The organism is Streptomyces malaysiense (genome assembly GCF_000980885.2).
GTDB lineage: Bacteria > Actinomycetota > Actinomycetes > Streptomycetales > Streptomycetaceae > Streptomyces > Streptomyces malaysiense.
The window spans coordinates 41,348-56,759 of record NZ_LBDA02000048.1 but is presented as its reverse complement, the minus strand read 5'-3'; the positions used below and the strand labels follow the sequence as shown (position 1 = coordinate 56,759).

Genomic DNA, 15,412 nt, shown 5'->3' with positions numbered 1-15,412 from the left:
TGTCCCGCCGATTTCCGCCCCCTGGTCGCGTCACACCAGCAGGTCGTCCACCTGCGCCTCGCCCACCCGGTAGCGGCGGGCGATCTCCCCGCCGCACCCGTCGGCGGTGTGCTGGAGGCGCTGGCGGCGCCGCGACACCTCCTGCTCGTACCGCTCCAAGCGGCCCATGGCGGCGGACAGTTCGAGGTCCGTGCGCGCGGTGAGATCGCTCAGCTCCACCTCGGCGAGCATCTCGGCGGCGAGCTGTCGGACCTCCTCGCCCCGGGGGGTGCCGACCGTGACATGGCGGGCCGAGGAGCGCTGGCGGGCCGGGGCGTCGCGCAGGATCTCCGGGAGCCGCTCGACCACGGAGGCGTCCTTCGGCGCGGGCGCGGCCGCCCGGCCGCGGCGGCCCAGCTCCGCGTGCAGGATGTCGATCCGGCCCTGCAGCAGCCGTCGCACATAGCTGAGATCGGCCTCGTCGCGCTGGGCGTCACGGCGCAGCGCGCGCAGTTCGGGCAGGCTCAGCCGGGACAGCTCGGGCGCCGGTGGCCGCCCCGGCGCCGGTGCGATCACGGGCTCGTCGGCCCGCTGCACGGGTGGCCGGTACGTCCCCTGCGGGGCGGGCAGCTCGCTGGTGCTGGAAGTGCTCATGTGGTTCGGACCGTCCCCTCGACCGGCGTGTGAGAGCATCGTGCCACCCTCGGCGCACCGTATGTGACCGAGTGCCCCCGAACAGCCCCGGATGGGCGGTAAGGGTTCCATAAGGTCCGCTTGTGACCGCTTCCCCGGTACCCGGCATCATGGTCCGCATGCGAGCGGTGGTGCAGAGAGTGGACGGCGCGAGCGTCGTCGTGGACGGCGAGACGGTGGGCGCGATCGAGGGCGAGGGCCTGTGCGTCCTCGTCGGCGTGACCCATGAGGACACCAAGGAGAAGGCGGCGCAGCTGGCCCGCAAGCTCTGGTCGGTGCGGATGCTGTCCGAGGAGCGTTCGTGCAGCGACATCGACGCCCCGCTGCTCGTCATCAGCCAGTTCACCCTCTACGGCGACGCCCGCAAGGGCCGCCGCCCCACCTGGAACGCGGCGGCCCCCGGTGATGTCGCCGAGCCGCTGGTGGACGAGGTCGTGGCCCGGCTCCGGGACCTGGGCGCGACGGTGGCGACGGGGCGGTTCGGGGCGAAGATGCGGGTGTCGCTGACGAACGACGGGCCGTTCACGGTACTGCTGGAGATGTGACCGGCACGGCCCGGGGCGCCCGGCGGCGCTACGGCTCGACCACGACCTCCTGCGCCGCGGCCGTCTCTCCGGCCAGGAGCGCCGCGTCGAGGGGCACGTTCCGCTTGACCAGGGCGAGCGCCACCGGGCCCAGCTCGTGGTGGCGCACGGACGAGGTCACGAAACCGATCTTGCGGCCGTCGGGGCCCTCGTCCGCCAGCCGGATCTCCGTGCCCGGCGCCGGCAGGTGCACATCGCTGCCGTCCAGGTGCAGGAAGACGAGCCGGCGCGGCGGCTTGCCGAGGTTCTGGACGCGGGCGACGGTCTCCTGCCCCCGGTAGCAGCCCTTCTGGAGGTGCACGGCCGTGCCGATCCAGCCCAGCTCGTGCGGGATCGTACGGTGATCGGTCTCGAACCCGAGCCGCGGCCGGTGCTGCTCGACCCGCAGCGCCTCATGCGCGAGCAGCCCCGCGGCGGGCCCGTGCGCCGCCGCGAAGGACTCCAGGTCCTCGCGCGGCAGGAAGAGATCACGGCCGTACGGGGTCTCGCGTACGACGACGCCCTCGGGCACCTCGGCGATGGACCCGGCGGGCAGGTACACCACCGCGAACTCGTCGGTGCGGTCGGCGACTTCCACCCGGTAGAAGAACTTCATCGACTCCAGGTACGCGACCAGTGCCTCGCGCGTGCCCGGCTCGACGTGCGCCCAGACCGTCGTACCGTCGTCCACCAGGTACAGGGCGTGCTCGATGTGCCCGTTCGCCGAGAGGATCAGCGCCTCGGTGGCCTGGCCGGTGGGCAGGTCGCTGACGTGCTGGGTGAGCAGCAGATGCAGCCAGCTCAGCCGGTCCTCGCCGCTGACGGTGATCACACCGCGGTGCGAGAGGTCGACGAATCCGGTGCCGTCGGCGAGGGCGCGCTGCTCGCGGAACAGATCGCCGTAGTGGGCGGCGACGCCTTCGTCCACGCCCTCGGCGGGAACGGCGCCGGGCAGGGACAGCAGGGGGCTCTTCATACGCGCAAGCCTACGACGCGGTGGTCGAGCTCTTCAGGGAGCAGTCCTTGCATCGGCCGAAGATCGCGAAGTGCTTCATGTCGGTGTCGAACCCGAACTGCCGCCGCAGCTTGGCGGTGAACTCCGCGGCCACGCTCACGTCCGCCTCGATCACGCTCTCGCAGTCCCGGCACACCAGGTGCAGATGGTGGTGCCGGTCGGCGAGGTGGTAGGTCGGCGCGCCGTGCCCCAGATGGGCGTGGCTGACCAGGCCCAGCTCCTCCAGGAGCTCCAGCGTGCGGTAGACGGTGGAGATGTTGACCCCCGACGCCGTCTTGCGCACTTCCACGAGGATGTCGTCGGGGGTCGCGTGTTCGAGGGTGTCCACGGCTTCGAGGACAAGTTGCCGTTGCGGAGTCAGCCGGTAGCCGCGCTGCCTGAGGTCGCTCTTCCAGTCGGTGCTCACCACACCGACGAGTCTAGGACCACGCCCGTCGCGGGGAGACCCGTCGACCTCGATCACGTCGTGCGTATGCCGGGCGCACTCGCCACAGCGCCGGTGCCGTCGACGCTCCGGCCGGCCGCCCAGCGCAAACCCGAGATCGGCCGACCCTGCGGCAGCCCTGGCAAGGACGCCTGGCGGCCAAACCCTTCGCAGGTCACAAAGTGACGACTCAGCAGATTCCAAGGAATTCACAGGCGCGAACGGCTTCTTCTCGCCGGAACGGCGTGTAGGTTTTTCCATGTCGGCCGGCGCGGGAATCCCGGAAGAAATCGATCGGGAGTCCCGCCGCGACGCAGAGAATTCTCGCACCACCGCACCACAAAACATCTAGGAGTCGAGATGAGCTTCAAGAAGCTGGCCCCGCTGCCCCCCAAGCCCAAGAAGCACCTCCCGCTGCCGCCGAAGCCGAAGCACGCGCCGAAGCACGCGCCGAAGCACCACCACAAGCCGGTTCCCGGCCAGGGACGCTGACCCCACGGGTGAGCTGACCACGCGGTGAGGAAGAGGGCCGACGGTGCACCGTCGGCCCTCTTTCCGCCTTTCTTCCCGCCCGCACGGAACACATTCCATTCCAGAAATTTCTCTCAGGTCTTTCCGAGGAAATCCAAAGGGGCGACCAAGACCCATCGCCGATTCTGGGAACATGACCGGCACGGAGCATTACGGAGACGCCCACACATCCGGCATTCCCACCGCGTACAGCGAATACCGTGCACGCGAGGGCGACGGGGAACGCGACGAGCACGGCGAGTACGAGACCGGTGACGCCCCGGTCATCGCCACGCGTACCGCGTTCCGGCGGTTCTGGCCCCTGACCAGAGGGCTGCGGGCCGGTCTCCTGTGTGTCTGGCTGTGCGCGATCGGCGCGGCGCTCGCCGAGACCGAGGCCATCCTGTTGTTCAGCGATCTCACGGACAACGCTCTGGAGAAGGGCTCGTTGGGGGCGTTCTGGAGCCCGGCCGCCGAGTGGCTGGGGGTCGCGGTGGTGGGCGCGATCGTGGGCTACGCGGGCAACTCGCTCGCCTCCTGGCTCACCGAGTGCTTCGTGATGCGGCTGCGCGACCATGTCTTCAGCCACGTCCAGCGGTTGCCCCCGCACTTCTTCCAACGGCACCGGCAGGGCGATCTGCTGTCCCGGCTCACCAGTGACGTCGAGGCGATCGAGACCATGGTCGTGTCCGGTCTCGTCGGCGCGGCGTCCGCGGCCTTCAGCGCGCTCTTCTACGCGATCGCCGCCATCTGGCTGCGCTGGGACCTGGCCGCGGCCACCTTCGTCCTCGCGCCGCTGTTCTGGCTGGCGGCCCGCCGCTTCTCCGGTCTGCTCGGGGACGTCTCGCGGGCGGGCCGGGCCGCCGACGGCGCGATCACGTCCGTGGTGGAGGAATCGCTCGGCAACATCGTCCTCACCCAGGCGTACGGCCGCGGGGACGCCGAGCGTGGGCGGCTGAAGAAGGAGGCGGACTCCTGGTTCCGTGCCTCGGTCCGCTCCCAGCGCCTCACCGAGGCGTACGAGCAGCTCGTCCAGGTCATCGAGACCGTGTGCGTGCTCGCGGTGATCGGCATCGGGGCCTGGGAGATCTCCACCGGGCGTATGACCCTCGGGCAGCTCCTCGCCTTCTCCGCCTTCCTCGGCTATCTGTACCCGCCCGTCCGCAGCCTCGCCCAGCTCAATCTCACGATCACGGCGGCGAAGGCCGGGGCCGAACGCCTGATCGAGGTGCTGGACGCCCAGCCCTCGGTCGGCGACCCGGAGCCTCTCCCGTACGCAGACCCGCACTCGTTCGCGTACGGGAACATGAACACGTACCAGCCGGAGGGACGGCCCCAGGGAGCCGTGGAGGTGCGCAACGTCTCCTTCCGCTACCCCGGCGCGGACGAGGACTCGCTGAAGAACCTGTCCTTCACCGTCCAGCCCGGGGAACTCGTCGTCGTCACCGGACCGAGCGGCGCCGGCAAGTCCACGATCTCCAAGATGCTGTTGCGCTTCTACGACCCCGACCACGGTTCGGTACTCCTCGACGGCGCTCCGGTCAGCGGTCTTCCGCTGGCCCGGCTGCGCGAGCACATCACGCTGCTGCCTCAGGAGACCCTCGTGCTGCACGACACCGTGCGCGCGAACATCGCCTGCGGGCGCCCCGGGGCGAGCGACCGAGCGATCATGGAGGCGGCGCGGGCGGCCGACGCGCACGACTTCGTCGTGCGGCTGCCCGAGGGGTACGACACGCTGGTCGACCCGCACTCGGCGCAGCTCTCCGGCGGCCAGCTCCAGCGTCTCGCGCTGGCCCGCGCCATCCTGCGGGACTCGCCCGTCCTCGTACTGGACGAACCGACGACCGGACTGGACGCGATGGCCGCGCGCCGGTTCGTGAAGCCGCTGCGTCGCCTGATGAGCGGCCGCACGACCATCGTGATCACCCACGATCTGGATCTGGCGCCGGACGCCGACCGCATCCTCGTCGTGGACCGGGGCCGCATCGTGGAAACCGGCCGCCATGAGGACCTGCTGGTCAGGGGCGGTGCGTACGCCCGGCTGCACCAGTCGCAGCACAACCCCCTGATGGACACGGGCGAGCTGCGCCTTCCGCTGTCCAGCACACAGACCCTACGATTCGCCTGGCCGGCGCGGTCCGGGCGCGGGACCTCCTCGTCTTCTGAGGCAACACGCGGGAACGGGTGGGAGCCCATCGGGTACGGCGGCGGGGCGCCGGCGCAGTCGGCGGCGGACGTGCCGACGCGGTACCCGGAGGAGACCGGCTTCCTCGGGTACCCGCAGGACGCACCCCGGGGCATCCTCACCCGGCTTCCGGACGGCCGGCCGCTGTTCCGCGACGAGCCGCCCTGGCACGAGAGCTGACCCCCGTCCGCCACGGCGGGGCGGACCGCCCTCGCGGGAGGCGGCGTCCGGGGGGACAGGCGCACAAGGCGTGCGCACACCGGCCGCGGTCCACCACCCCGGCCCGCCGACCGCGAGCGACACGCCGCCCGGCTCGGCGGTCGTACCCACCCGAGCGATCCCGCGAAGACCGCGAAGGCCGAAGGGGAAGGCGGCCTACTTGAAGAAGGCGATGCCGTTGTCCGGCATGTCGTCCGGCAGGGCCTTGGCCCAGCGTTCGACGTCCTCGGGGGTGACGACCTTCTTCAGGTGGGCGGACATGTAGGGGCGCAGTTCGACCTCGGGGGTCTGCTTCTCGCCGACCCACATGAGGTCGCTCTTCACATAGCCGTACAGCCGCTTGCCGCCGGTGTACGGCTGGGCGGCGGCGGTCCGGGCGACGGCGTCCGTCACCAGGTCGATCTGGGGCTTCTTGTCGGCCATCTCGCCGTACCAGATCTCGATGGTGCCGTCGTCGCGGGTCATCGTGACCTCGACCTTGCGGCCGGCGTCGATCCGCCAGAAGCCGGACTCGGTCTCCAGCGGGCGGACCTTGTTGCCGTCGTTGTCCAGCACCCAGGCGCGGGAGTGGTACTCCAGGAAGTCCCGGCCGTCGTGGGTGAAGGTGACTTCCTGGCCGAAGTTGCACTTCTCGGAGCCGGGGAAGTCATGCACGCCCGCGCCGGCCCAGTCGCCGAGGAGGAAGGCGAGCGGGACGAGGTCCTTGTGCAGGTCGGACGGGATCTCGATCATGAGCGGAGCTTTCCTGGTGGGAGGGTCAGCGCTGGCCCTGGTACAGCTTCTTCACGGTCAGGTAGGCGAAGGCGAGCACGCCGACGCAGACCAGGACCAGCAGGGTTTCGAAGAAGATCTCCACGGGTGCTCCTTGAGCGAGGGTGGGCATACGACAGAGCCGGGGCCCAGCTTACGCGGCCGGGCCCCGGCTCTCTTTCCGAGGTGGGGTTCAGCCGAGCAGCTCCTCCTGGAGCACGACCGTCTGCTGGAACGGCACCGTCTTCGTGCCGCCCGCGCGCGACTGCACGACGAGTCCCAGCACGTCCCCGGCGACCAGGTACGCCTGCCGGACCTGCTCGGCGCCGAACGGCTTGGTCTCCTCGTACGCCGACACCGACACGTTCGGCACCTCGGCGTGCGCCGGGAAGTCCTCCGCCACCGTGCTGGGCGCCCCGCGCAGGAGGTACGGCGCCCGGTCGTAACCGGCGAAGTGGGACTGCTGGACGTCCCCGGCGATCAGGCCGGTGCCGAACTGGAGCAGATAGATCCGGGTGCGGGTGCCGTCCGGCGTGGTCCAGCCGCGGGCGGCGATGTGCCGCAGGCCCTCGTCCGTGAACGTGCCCGCGAGGGCCTCCCGGTCCTCCTTGGCCGCGTACTCCGCGAGAAACGTCCCCGGCTTCACCCAGCCGTGGTCTCCCGCAAGCGCCTCGTCCACCGTGGCGCCCTTCGGCGCGGGCAGCACCAGCCGGCGCAGGTCGGCGTAGTGGGCGGCGGCCTTGTTGGAGTCGGCGAAGGGCGCCGGCCGGCCGGCGGGCAGCGGAGGGCGGACCAGCTCCGGGTAGTCCCAGCGGCCGTCCGAGGCGGTGGCCAGACCGGGCATGTCGGTGCGCTCGATCCGGGTGACGCCGTAAGCCGTACCGGCACCGCACACCGCGAACACGGCGACGGCGGCGACCCACCGGAGCGCCCCGCCGAACCGCCGGCGCTCCCGGACACCCGTGTCCTGAGCCCCCGTGTCCTGAGCCCCCGCGTCCTCCCGCTCGGTGATGTCCTGGCCGGCCACGTCCTGCTCGGCCGTGCGGCCCTCGGCCTGCTGCTCGCTCATACGGCCTCCCCCGGGTCCTTGTCCTTGACGCGGTCCAGCTCGCGCCCGGCGAACAGGGCGACGGCGTTGCCGTCCAGCGGCCGGTGCCCGGAGACCTGGACGTCCACCAGGACATCGCCCTCGGCGGCGGAGCAGAACATCCGGTCGAGCTTCTCCCCGTCGTTCTTGGGCGTCAGGAAGCAGGCGGCCTCCTTGTGTCCCTTGATCGCGGGCCCCTTGCGGAAGACGTCGAGGACGGAGAACAGCGCCTTCTGGCTCGCGTCCATCGCGCGCACGGAATCACGGTTTCCCATCCGCATCAGCTGGAAGGTGACGGTGAACGAGTGCCGCCCGTTCACCGACCAGGAGTCGATGCTCGCGTAGCTGCGCATGGCCATGCCGCTGACGTGCTGCTTGTCGATGAGATCGTCGAGCTTGCGCCGGGTGTCCGCCGGCCAGTCCGCGACCGCCTGCTTGCGCAGCGCGGTGGCCTGGCGCCCGCTCAGCTCGACGTCCGAGCCGTACTCCTCGATGTCCGGACCGCGGCCGTATCCGCCCGCGCCCCACGTGTAGGGCAGCAGCATCCCCCCGAGCCCGGACGTGTCCGGCCCGGTGCCCCCGGCGGCGGCCGCAGGCGGAATCCGCCACCCGGGCGCGCCCGGGTCCCGGCCGGCCTCCGCGACGATCACGGCGGTGGACGCGATCCCGGCGACGACCAGGACGGCGAGCGCGCCGACCCCGATCCGCTTGCCCACTGTCCTGTTCACAGCCGCCCCACCTGCCGCTTCGCCAGATCCAGGACCGTCTTCATCGGCACCGGCTTCGAGCCGTGGACCCAGACCTCCATGAGGATGTCGCCGCGCGAGGCGGCAGCTTCGGCCTTGTACTGCGGCTGATACCCGGCCTGGGTCTGCGGCCGGTGGTGCACGTACGCCACCCCGTCCCCGGTGCCCGGCACCGGCCGGTTGTCGGTGTCCGGCTCGATCGACGACCAGTACTGCTCGTGCCCCGCCTCCTCGTGCGCGGCCGGCTTCGTCTCCTGGCGGTACTGCACGAGCCTGATCTCGATGTCGTACGTCCCGTCGCTCTTCCAGCTGGTGACGGCGGCGCGCCGGAACTCGTCCGCCAGCTGGTCCCTGAAGGCGCCCCCGGGGTCATTGAAGTCACCCGCGTACCCCGCGAGGTCCAGCCAGCCGTCCGTGCCCTCCGCCAGCACGCTGTCCCGCGCCCCGCGCGGCTTCGGCAGCAGCAGCTTGCGCAGGTCCCCGTCGGTCCTGACCTGGCGGTCCTCGGCCGCCGTCAGGACCGGGACCGTCCCCTTGCCCTGCCTCAGCACCGGCTGCGACAACGGCGCCGGCCGGGTGGGCGGCCGCTCGGCCTGGACGACGTACCCGGCACAGCCTCCCGCGACGATCCCGAGGGCGGCGGCCACGGCGATCGGTGCGGCGGTGCGGCCACGCCGCAGCGGGGCGACGGGTCTCTCCCCCTCCTCCGTAGGACCGGCTTCCGGTTCGGCTTCCTCTAACGCTTCCAAGACATCCCCTCGCGGCACGGAACGCGGATTCGATGGTCCGCGCACGCACAGCAGACTGATGACATGTGCATGGAGTTGTATGCCGGAGGATCACGATTCGGGGAAGCATGAGAATGTCCGGACATGCCGAAGGGCCGCACCCCGCCTGGCGTCCAACCCAGGGGTACGGCCCTTCCGCGCTGTCGGTCAGACGGCGATGGCGACCTCCGCGAGCCCGCCCTGCTGCGCGACGACCGTGCGGTCGGCGGAGCCGCCGGGCACCAGCGCGCGCAGGGTCCACGTGCCCTCGGCCGCGTAGAAGCGGAACTGACCGGTCGCCGAGGTGGGCACCTCCGCGGTGAACTCGCCGGTCGAGTCGAGCAGCCGGACGTAGCCGGTCACCGGCTCGCCGTCGCGGGTCACCTGACCCTGGATCGTGGTCTCACCGGGCTTGATCGTCGAGGCGTCGGGGCCACCGGCCTTCGCTCCGCACATGCTGTTTCTCCTGAGGTCGCTTGGGATCGCTTACTTGTTGGCGCCGAGCTCGATCGGCACGCCGACGAGGGAGCCGTACTCGGTCCAGGAGCCGTCGTAGTTCTTGACGTTGTGCACGCCGAGCAGCTCGTGCAGCACGAACCAGGTCAGGGCCGAGCGCTCACCGATGCGGCAGTAGGCGATCGTGTCCTTGGCGAGGTCCACGTTCTCCGCGGTGTAGAGCTCCTTGAGCTCGTCGTCCGACTTGAACGTGCCGTCGTCGTTGGCGTTCTTCGACCACGGGATGTTGCGCGCGCTCGGGACGTGGCCCGGACGCTGCGACTGCTCCTGCGGCAGGTGGGCCGGGGCGAGCAGCTTGCCGGAGAACTCGTCGGGGGAACGGACGTCGACCAGGTTCTGGACGCCGATCGCCTCGACGACGTCGTCACGGAAGGCGCGGATCGCGGTGTTCTGCGGCTTGGCCGTGTACGAGGTCTTCGCGCGCTCGGGGACCTCGTCGCCGGCGACCAGCTCACGGGCGTCCAGCTCCCACTTCTTGCGACCGCCGTCGAGGAGCTTGACGTTCTCGTGGCCGTACAGCTTGAAGTACCAGTAGGCGTACGAGGCGAACCAGTTGTTGTTGCCGCCGTAGAGGATCACCGTGTGGTCGTTGGCGATGCCCTTCTCCGACAGGAGCTTCTCGAAGCCCTCCTGGTCGACGAAGTCACGGCGCACCGGGTCCTGGAGGTCCTTGGTCCAGTCGATGCGGATCGCGTTCTTGATGTGGTTCTTCTCGTATGCGGACGTGTCCTCGTCCACCTCGACGATCGCGATGGCCGGATCGTCCACGTGCTCCTGCAGCCAGTCGGCGTCGACCAGGACGTCGCTGCGACTCATGCTCTTTCTCCTCCGGGGCAGTTACGGCGGGGCGTGCGAGTGCGAAGGGGCGCACGCCCGGGGTGCGAGCGGCGCACGGGTGCCCTAGCAGGGCGGGGGTGAAGACGCGGAAGCGGAACTTCCGCTCAGAAGGGGCGACAGAGCATGGCGGCGACGCGGCACAGGTCGACTGCCCGCCGCTTCGTGAGATCCGCCTGTCGCTTCATGGGCTCGATCGTAGGTACGCGAAGGCGCGTGTGTCACCGGTGTGTCGCATGGCGAGACACGATCGTCCGAATGGCGGGACGAGAAGAGCGCCCGGCGGCCGGGGAGAGGGCCTCCGGGCGCTCGGGCGCGCCCTCACATCTACGGTACGGACGTCACCGTCTCGCCTGTCGGACGAACGGCGTCCACCCGGGCCGTTTCAGTACCCTCACGGCCTTCGCGGCCTTCGCGGCCTTCACCCCGCCAGCTTGACGTCCGAACCCTTCACGCTGATCTTGACGCCGTTCTCTGCGGCCTCCACCTTGTCCAGCTTGATGCCGCCCGGCAGCTGGTCGACGACCGACTGGAAGTCGGTGATCGTACGGACGCGGCCCTCGGCGAGTCCGAGCCCGGCGATCGAGGGGAGGGAGTCGGCGTGCACCTCGACCTTGTTGTTCACGACGCTGACGGTGCTCAGGACGGAGACCGTGCGGTCGACGGGGATGGCGCCGGCGACGGTGCCGGTCACCTTGACCGCGACCTTGATCTTGCCGTTGCCGCCGTCGGAGAGGCCGACGACCTTGGCCCGCAGGCCGAGGCCGATGTCGGTGGGCTGCGACTTGGCGGTCTTCATCAGCTCGTCGTACGCGATGGTCGCGGTGCCGGTGGCGCTGGAGGCGGTGGCCGAGCTGTAGTCGCCGGAGAAGGAGACGCCCTTCATGTCGGCCTTCAGGTCGTCGATGCGGATCGTCTTCCCGGCCTGGCCGGTGGCCTCGTAGCTCTTGATCCCCACCTCGACGTCGTCCAGCGAGCCGCCGGCGACCTGGGTGAGGAACGGGAATCCCTTGATGTCCACGTTCGGCGTCGCCGAGAGGTTCTCCGACGACTTCAGCTTGTCCGCGGCCTCCCCCTCGGCGAAGTGCACCGCCACCCGGTCCGCGATCACGAACAACCCGCCCAGGACCACGACGATGATCAGCAGTATTCGCAGGGCGCGCATGTGGTGTTTCCCCCCAGGTCGACGTAGGTCACGGCTACGCCACGGTAACGCCGCGCGGCTTCGCGGAGGATAAGTGTCGATCAGCTGTGACAGGGCACGCGGTCGCCCGGACGCTGTGGACGGCCGCCACCATGGCGCCGAACGGGGCGCCCGGCCCTACCCTGGAGACATGTACGCACGGCGACGTCACGTGTACTTCGCCATGATGGGGATCTGTATCGGCCTCTTCGTCCTGGCCTGGGGGGTCGTACGGATCTGGTCCGTCCCGGCGGCCGTCGGCATGTGCGTCGTCGCCATGGTGATCCCGCCGGTCGCCGCGATGATCGCGAACCGGCGGGGGCCGGAGGACCGCTGGTGGGACGACCCCTCCGGCGATCCCCAGTCCGACGAGTGGTGGGACGAGCTGGACGGCAAGAAGCGCCCGCGCTCCTGAGGGACCCGTGCTGGTAGGCGCGATACCGGCGGACCTAGTAGACGAGCGCCTGCGCGTCGTCGGCCAGCGCCTCCTGGACGAAGACCTGCGCGCCCGCGATGCGCACGCCCTCGATGACGTCCTTCTCCGTGATCTCCCGCCGGGCCGCGCACTGGGTGCACAGCGTGACGCGGCCGGCCGCGAGGACGGAGTCGATCAGATCGGGCAGCGGGGCCGCGTGCGGCAGCTCGAACTCGGCGGCCCGCCCCGGCAGCGCGAACCAGGACGACTCCCCGGTCAGCCACAGCGAGACGTCGACCCCGCTGGCCACGGCCACCGCCGCCACCGTGAACGCCTGCGAGCAGCGCTCGGGGGCGTCCGCCCCGGCCGTCACCTTGATCACGAGCTTCTTCGCCATGCCGGAAGGGTAGCCCGCGGTGCGAGCGCGGCTCAGACCGCCACCACGGCGAGTGCCACCAGCAGACCCGCCAGGCTGAGCACTGACAGCGCGCCGCTCACGAACGCGCCGTCGACCCTGCGGGCACGGTGACGCCGGCGCGGCACGACGCCGGGGGCGGGGACTTCGGGCCGGGGCGGCCGGGCCGGCGGCGGAAACAGCGGCGGCGGGATCGCGTATCCGAGGTTCAGCGGGGCCCGGTTCTCGTCGTTCCCGGTCACGGGCGGTGCTCCTCCCTCTGGTGCCTGCGGAGCGCGACGTTCGCGTCCGTCTCCGCGCTGCGGTCGCGCTCCGCGCGTGCCGCCTCGCGCCGCTCCGCGAGCGTCAGGCACGCCGAGCAGCCCGGCACCGGCCGGGGCGGCCGGCTCAGGTCGTCGGGGTCCGGCGGCAGCGCCACCGCCCGCTCGTTGGCGATCCGCACCTCGGCGCTGAGACGGGCGCGGTCGTAGAGACGGGCCCGGGTGTCCCGGGTGGCTGGATCCGTGCACATCTGTTTTGCTCCTTTGCTCCAACTTCTATACGAAATCGGCCAATTGCAATACTCTGCGGGTTCCTGGCCTGATACGAGGATGGCCCGGCACGCAGGCGCGAACGCGCGGAACGGCGCCTTGTGCCAGGTCGCGCGGGCCATGTGCCACAAATTCCACAAACCGGGGAGGGCGCGGTGCCGCAGCGACGGGCGATCACGGGTCGCAGCCAGGAGCCGAGGGCTCGATTCGCCGAGGAGTTGCGGTTGCTCCGGGAAGAACGGCACCTGACCTTCAGGGCGTTGGCCGCGCAGGTGGGCTGGGACCCGACCCTCTTCAGCAAGATGGAGAAAGGCCAGTCGCTCGGGGGCCCGGAGACCGTGGTGGCCCTGGACACGTTCTACGGCACGGGCGACAAGCTGCTCACCCTGTGGGAACTGGCGAAGGCCGACCCGACGCAGTTCAAGGAGCGGTATCGGGAGTACATGCTGCGGGAGGCGGGCGCGGTGAGTATGTGGCACTTCGCCGCTTCGAATCTGCCTGGTGTTCTGCAAACCCCTGAATACGCAGCGGAGCTACTCCAGCAGGGCGGGTTGAGCGGGGCGGACCTGGATGCGCAAGTAGCGGCTCGCATGGGGCGTCGCGAACTGCTACTCGTGGACGGGGCACCGCAGTTCCGCACTATCCTCGCCGAGACCGTGATGCGTAGCCCGCTTCGCGACCCGGAGGCATGGCGTGCGCAATTGAGCCATCTCCTGGAGGTTGTGAAGCACCCGAACGTCACCGTTCAGGTACTGCCGTTGTCGTCTGGCCTGCACGGGCTGTCGAACACTGACGCCATGTTCCTGCGAGGCGCCGACGGTCGGTCCGCAGTCTGGATCGAGACGGGATATTCGGGCGAACTCGTCCAAGAGGCAACAGCTGTTGAGGCGCTCCAGCTCCGATACGATCGGGTACGCGATTTGGCCCTGTCTCCGGACAGATCGCGGGAGTTCATCAAGCGGATGCTGGAGGAAGCGCCATGCGAGCCATCGACTTGAGCACCATCACGTGGCGCAAGAGCAGCTACAGCAACTCGGACGGCGGCGCCTGCGTCGAGGTCTCCGACGACCTCCTCCACGGCGCCGCCTGGCGCAAGAGCTCGTACAGCAACCAGGACGGCGGCCAGTGCTTGGAGTTCGCCGACAACCTCCCCGCCCTCGTCCCCGTCCGCGACAGCAAGGACACCACCCGCACCCCCCTCCTCTTCGGCGCCCCCGCCTGGGCGGCCTTCGTGAGCGGGGTCAGGGCCGGGCGGTGAGCGACGGCCGCAAGTGCCGTACGACGCCCGGCGTACCGACCAGGCCGTGGCGGACAAACGCCGGAGCCGTCCGACCGGCGCCTAGCCCAGCACCCGTCCCAGTGCCCACACCACCGGTGCCGCCGCCGACAGCGGCAGGGCGACACCCGCGGTGAAGTGCACGAAGCGGGAGGGGTAGTCGTAGCCGGCGACGCGGTGGCCGACCAGGGCGCAGGCGCCGGCCAGGGCGCCCAGCAGGGCGCCGTCCGCGCCGAGGCCGGTCATGCCGCCCACGGCGATGCCCGCGCCCGCCGCGGCGAGCAGCGAGACCACGACCGACGCCGGGGTCGGCAGCGGCAGCGCACGCGTCACCGCGGCGACCGCCACCGCGGCGGCGCCCACCGAGGTGGCGTGCGGGTCGGCGCCCAGGTAGCCGGTGGCCAGGATCGCCAGAGCCGCGGAGGCGACCGTCGCCATCAGGCCGTACATCCGCTCGTCCGGCGAGGCGTGCGAGCGGAGCTGCAGGACCAGGGAGAGCAGGACCCAGACGCCGAGGGTGCCCAGGATCGCGGCGGGGGCGTTGCCGCGGCCCGCGCCCAGGACCGCGGCGTCGGCCGCGAGACCGCCCCCGAAGGCCAGCGCGATGCCCTGCCGGGCCGGCCACATGCCGTTGAGCCGGAACCAGCCCGCCGCCGTCACGGCCTGGAGGAGCACCAGCGGGACGGCCAGGGCGTACGAGCCGAGGCCCGCCGTCGCGGCCAGGAGCAGGCCGAGCAGCGCGGTGAGCAGCGCCGGCTGCATCCCGGGCTCGATGATCGGTGAACGGCCCTCCAGGCGGGCCCGCTGCGCGTCGGTGACCCTGGAGTTGCCGGCGAGCGTCGCGGGGCCGTAGGAGGGTCCGTCACCGGAAGCCTCCCCGGCGGGGGGCTCGGGCGCGGAGACCGGCGCGGCGGCCGAGGGGGTCGCCGGCCCCGGTCCGGCCATCGGCTGCGGGTGCGGCTGTGCCGTCGGGTGCGGCTGCGGCATCTGCGCCATCGGCTGGGGGCCGGGGTGGCCCATCTGCTGGTACTGCGGCTGAGCCGTACCCGGCTGCTCCTGCTGGTAGCCCTGTTGCGGGTACCCCGTCACCGGCGGCAGGTACGCCGTCGCCTCCGGTGGCGCCTGTACCGGCGCGTGGGTCCGGGTCTCCCAGGTCTGGCCCTGCCAGGTCTGGGTGTGCTGGGGGTCGTAGCCCTCCTGGGCGCCCTGCGGGGCGGCCCCCTGCCAGTCCTGCTGCGGGGCGGGCTGCTGGTACGGGTCGTAGCCCTCGTACGGGACGCCCTGATACGGCTGGTCGGTCATCGA

At 71.0% G+C, this 15,412-nt stretch carries 21 protein-coding genes; 6 read left to right on the top strand and 15 right to left on the bottom strand.

Annotation, left to right across the window (positions count from 1 at the left end; genetic code table 11):
• Positions 1 to 30: 30 nt before the first annotated feature.
• A complete protein-coding gene (locus VT52_RS20125) occupies positions 31 to 633 on the bottom strand; it encodes an RsiG family protein (RefSeq protein ID WP_071387474.1) in 603 nt (200 codons plus the stop codon).
• Between the two features lie 158 nt (positions 634 to 791).
• Between VT52_RS20125 and dtd the strand changes: the two genes are divergently transcribed.
• Complete coding sequence (gene dtd, locus VT52_RS20120) at positions 792 to 1,217, top strand: D-aminoacyl-tRNA deacylase (protein WP_046422650.1); 426 nt, start codon at positions 792 to 794, stop codon at positions 1,215 to 1,217.
• A 28-nt stretch (positions 1,218 to 1,245) separates the two neighbouring features.
• Here dtd and ygfZ read toward each other — a convergent pair whose 3' ends face one another.
• Positions 1,246 to 2,211 (bottom strand): CAF17-like 4Fe-4S cluster assembly/insertion protein YgfZ, encoded by a 966-nt coding sequence (gene ygfZ / locus VT52_RS20115; protein WP_046422635.1) that lies wholly within the window; start codon positions 2,209 to 2,211, stop codon positions 1,246 to 1,248.
• A 10-nt stretch (positions 2,212 to 2,221) separates the two neighbouring features.
• Complete coding sequence (locus VT52_RS20110) at positions 2,222 to 2,659, bottom strand: Fur family transcriptional regulator (protein WP_046422634.1); 438 nt, start codon at positions 2,657 to 2,659, stop codon at positions 2,222 to 2,224.
• A gap of 375 nt (positions 2,660 to 3,034) precedes the next feature.
• Between VT52_RS20110 and VT52_RS39420 the strand changes: the two genes are divergently transcribed.
• On the top strand, positions 3,035 to 3,166 hold the full coding sequence (locus VT52_RS39420) for a hypothetical protein (protein ID WP_276207954.1): 132 nt from the start codon (positions 3,035 to 3,037) through the stop codon (positions 3,164 to 3,166).
• A gap of 172 nt (positions 3,167 to 3,338) precedes the next feature.
• Positions 3,339 to 5,549 carry an ABC transporter ATP-binding protein gene (locus VT52_RS20105; RefSeq protein ID WP_079175143.1) on the top strand — a complete coding sequence of 737 codons (2,211 nt, stop codon included), beginning with the start codon at positions 3,339 to 3,341 and terminating at the stop codon, positions 5,547 to 5,549.
• A gap of 195 nt (positions 5,550 to 5,744) precedes the next feature.
• On the opposite strand, the gene VT52_RS20100 is transcribed toward VT52_RS20105, so the two are convergent.
• The 8 genes from VT52_RS20100 to VT52_RS20070 all read right to left on the bottom strand — a co-directional run bounded on the left by VT52_RS20100 (position 5,745) and on the right by VT52_RS20070 (position 11,453).
• Positions 5,745 to 6,320 (bottom strand): heme-binding beta-barrel domain-containing protein, encoded by a 576-nt coding sequence (locus VT52_RS20100; RefSeq protein ID WP_046422633.1) that lies wholly within the window; start codon positions 6,318 to 6,320, stop codon positions 5,745 to 5,747.
• Positions 6,321 to 6,531: 211 nt separating this feature from the next.
• Positions 6,532 to 7,407 (bottom strand): hypothetical protein, encoded by an 876-nt coding sequence (locus VT52_RS20095; RefSeq protein ID WP_079175142.1) that lies wholly within the window; start codon positions 7,405 to 7,407, stop codon positions 6,532 to 6,534.
• A complete protein-coding gene (locus VT52_RS20090) occupies positions 7,404 to 8,153 on the bottom strand; it encodes a hypothetical protein (protein ID WP_046422632.1) in 750 nt (249 codons plus the stop codon). The genes VT52_RS20095 and VT52_RS20090 overlap by 4 nt, the downstream gene beginning before the upstream one ends.
• A complete protein-coding gene (locus tag VT52_RS20085; protein ID WP_079175141.1) occupies positions 8,150 to 8,920 on the bottom strand; it encodes a hypothetical protein in 771 nt (256 codons plus the stop codon). Before VT52_RS20085 ends, VT52_RS20090 begins: the two co-directional genes overlap by 4 nt.
• Before the next feature lie 186 nt (positions 8,921 to 9,106).
• Positions 9,107 to 9,394: a DUF1416 domain-containing protein gene (locus tag VT52_RS20080; RefSeq protein WP_046422631.1), complete on the bottom strand. Its 288-nt coding sequence runs from the start codon at positions 9,392 to 9,394 to the stop codon at positions 9,107 to 9,109.
• A 30-nt stretch (positions 9,395 to 9,424) separates the two neighbouring features.
• Positions 9,425 to 10,270 carry a sulfurtransferase gene (locus VT52_RS20075; RefSeq protein ID WP_046422630.1) on the bottom strand — a complete coding sequence of 282 codons (846 nt, stop codon included), beginning with the start codon at positions 10,268 to 10,270 and terminating at the stop codon, positions 9,425 to 9,427.
• 125 nt (positions 10,271 to 10,395) lie between these two features.
• A complete protein-coding gene (locus VT52_RS39725) occupies positions 10,396 to 10,476 on the bottom strand; it encodes an Ms5788A family Cys-rich leader peptide (RefSeq protein WP_350751515.1) in 81 nt (26 codons plus the stop codon).
• A 233-nt stretch (positions 10,477 to 10,709) separates the two neighbouring features.
• Positions 10,710 to 11,453: an LmeA family phospholipid-binding protein gene (locus VT52_RS20070; protein ID WP_046422629.1), complete on the bottom strand. Its 744-nt coding sequence runs from the start codon at positions 11,451 to 11,453 to the stop codon at positions 10,710 to 10,712.
• A 115-nt stretch (positions 11,454 to 11,568) separates the two neighbouring features.
• On the opposite strand from VT52_RS20070, the gene VT52_RS20065 reads away from it, so the two are divergent.
• The gene (locus VT52_RS20065; RefSeq protein WP_079175140.1) at positions 11,569 to 11,886 is read left to right on the top strand and encodes a DUF3099 domain-containing protein; all 318 of its coding nucleotides are present in this window, start codon (positions 11,569 to 11,571) and stop codon (positions 11,884 to 11,886) included.
• 34 nt (positions 11,887 to 11,920) lie between these two features.
• On the opposite strand, the gene VT52_RS20060 is transcribed toward VT52_RS20065, so the two are convergent.
• Genes VT52_RS20060 through VT52_RS20050 form a run of 3 tightly spaced genes read right to left on the bottom strand, consistent with a single transcriptional unit; the run spans position 11,921 to position 12,812 of the window.
• Positions 11,921 to 12,283 carry a DsrE family protein gene (locus tag VT52_RS20060; protein WP_046422627.1) on the bottom strand — a complete coding sequence of 121 codons (363 nt, stop codon included), beginning with the start codon at positions 12,281 to 12,283 and terminating at the stop codon, positions 11,921 to 11,923.
• Positions 12,284 to 12,315: 32 nt separating this feature from the next.
• Positions 12,316 to 12,543: a hypothetical protein gene (locus tag VT52_RS20055; RefSeq protein WP_046422626.1), complete on the bottom strand. Its 228-nt coding sequence runs from the start codon at positions 12,541 to 12,543 to the stop codon at positions 12,316 to 12,318.
• Positions 12,540 to 12,812 carry a hypothetical protein gene (locus VT52_RS20050; RefSeq protein WP_046422625.1) on the bottom strand — a complete coding sequence of 91 codons (273 nt, stop codon included), beginning with the start codon at positions 12,810 to 12,812 and terminating at the stop codon, positions 12,540 to 12,542. Before VT52_RS20050 ends, VT52_RS20055 begins: the two co-directional genes overlap by 4 nt.
• 174 nt (positions 12,813 to 12,986) lie before the next feature.
• Between VT52_RS20050 and VT52_RS20045 the strand changes: the two genes are divergently transcribed.
• Entirely contained in the window at positions 12,987 to 13,829 is an 843-nt protein-coding gene (locus tag VT52_RS20045; protein ID WP_046422624.1) for a DUF5753 domain-containing protein, read from the top strand.
• Positions 13,811 to 14,089 (top strand): DUF397 domain-containing protein, encoded by a 279-nt coding sequence (locus VT52_RS20040; RefSeq protein WP_046422623.1) that lies wholly within the window; start codon positions 13,811 to 13,813, stop codon positions 14,087 to 14,089. Before VT52_RS20045 ends, VT52_RS20040 begins: the two co-directional genes overlap by 19 nt.
• 81 nt (positions 14,090 to 14,170) lie before the next feature.
• Here the strand turns inward: VT52_RS20040 and VT52_RS20035 are convergent, their stop codons facing one another.
• Positions 14,171 to 15,409, bottom strand: a complete 1,239-nt coding sequence (locus VT52_RS20035; protein WP_046422622.1) for a chromosomal replication initiator protein DnaA — start codon at positions 15,407 to 15,409, stop codon at positions 14,171 to 14,173.
• Between the last annotated feature and the right edge of the window lie 3 nt (positions 15,410 to 15,412).

What these genes read in the sequence shown, in the direction of transcription:
- VT52_RS20100 (WP_046422633.1), bottom strand. Translation starts at nt 6,320, where the DNA reads ATGATCGAGATCCCGTCCGACCTGCACAAGGACCTCGTCCCGCTCGCC.
- VT52_RS20035 (WP_046422622.1), bottom strand. Translation starts at nt 15,409, where the DNA reads ATGACCGACCAGCCGTATCAGGGCGTCCCGTACGAGGGCTACGACCCG.
- VT52_RS20075 (WP_046422630.1), bottom strand. Translation starts at nt 10,270, where the DNA reads ATGAGTCGCAGCGACGTCCTGGTCGACGCCGACTGGCTGCAGGAGCAC.
- VT52_RS20040 (WP_046422623.1), top strand. Translation starts at nt 13,811, where the DNA reads ATGCGAGCCATCGACTTGAGCACCATCACGTGGCGCAAGAGCAGCTAC.
- VT52_RS20070 (WP_046422629.1), bottom strand. Translation starts at nt 11,453, where the DNA reads ATGCGCGCCCTGCGAATACTGCTGATCATCGTCGTGGTCCTGGGCGGG.
- ygfZ (WP_046422635.1), bottom strand. Translation starts at nt 2,211, where the DNA reads ATGAAGAGCCCCCTGCTGTCCCTGCCCGGCGCCGTTCCCGCCGAGGGC.
- VT52_RS39420 (WP_276207954.1), top strand. Translation starts at nt 3,035, where the DNA reads ATGAGCTTCAAGAAGCTGGCCCCGCTGCCCCCCAAGCCCAAGAAGCAC.
- VT52_RS20080 (WP_046422631.1), bottom strand. Translation starts at nt 9,394, where the DNA reads ATGTGCGGAGCGAAGGCCGGTGGCCCCGACGCCTCGACGATCAAGCCC.
- VT52_RS20060 (WP_046422627.1), bottom strand. Translation starts at nt 12,283, where the DNA reads ATGGCGAAGAAGCTCGTGATCAAGGTGACGGCCGGGGCGGACGCCCCC.
- VT52_RS20105 (WP_079175143.1), top strand. Translation starts at nt 3,339, where the DNA reads ATGACCGGCACGGAGCATTACGGAGACGCCCACACATCCGGCATTCCC.
- dtd (WP_046422650.1), top strand. Translation starts at nt 792, where the DNA reads ATGCGAGCGGTGGTGCAGAGAGTGGACGGCGCGAGCGTCGTCGTGGAC.
- VT52_RS39725 (WP_350751515.1), bottom strand. Translation starts at nt 10,476, where the DNA reads ATGAAGCGACAGGCGGATCTCACGAAGCGGCGGGCAGTCGACCTGTGC.
- VT52_RS20095 (WP_079175142.1), bottom strand. Translation starts at nt 7,407, where the DNA reads ATGAGCGAGCAGCAGGCCGAGGGCCGCACGGCCGAGCAGGACGTGGCC.
- VT52_RS20050 (WP_046422625.1), bottom strand. Translation starts at nt 12,812, where the DNA reads ATGTGCACGGATCCAGCCACCCGGGACACCCGGGCCCGTCTCTACGAC.
- VT52_RS20125 (WP_071387474.1), bottom strand. Translation starts at nt 633, where the DNA reads ATGAGCACTTCCAGCACCAGCGAGCTGCCCGCCCCGCAGGGGACGTAC.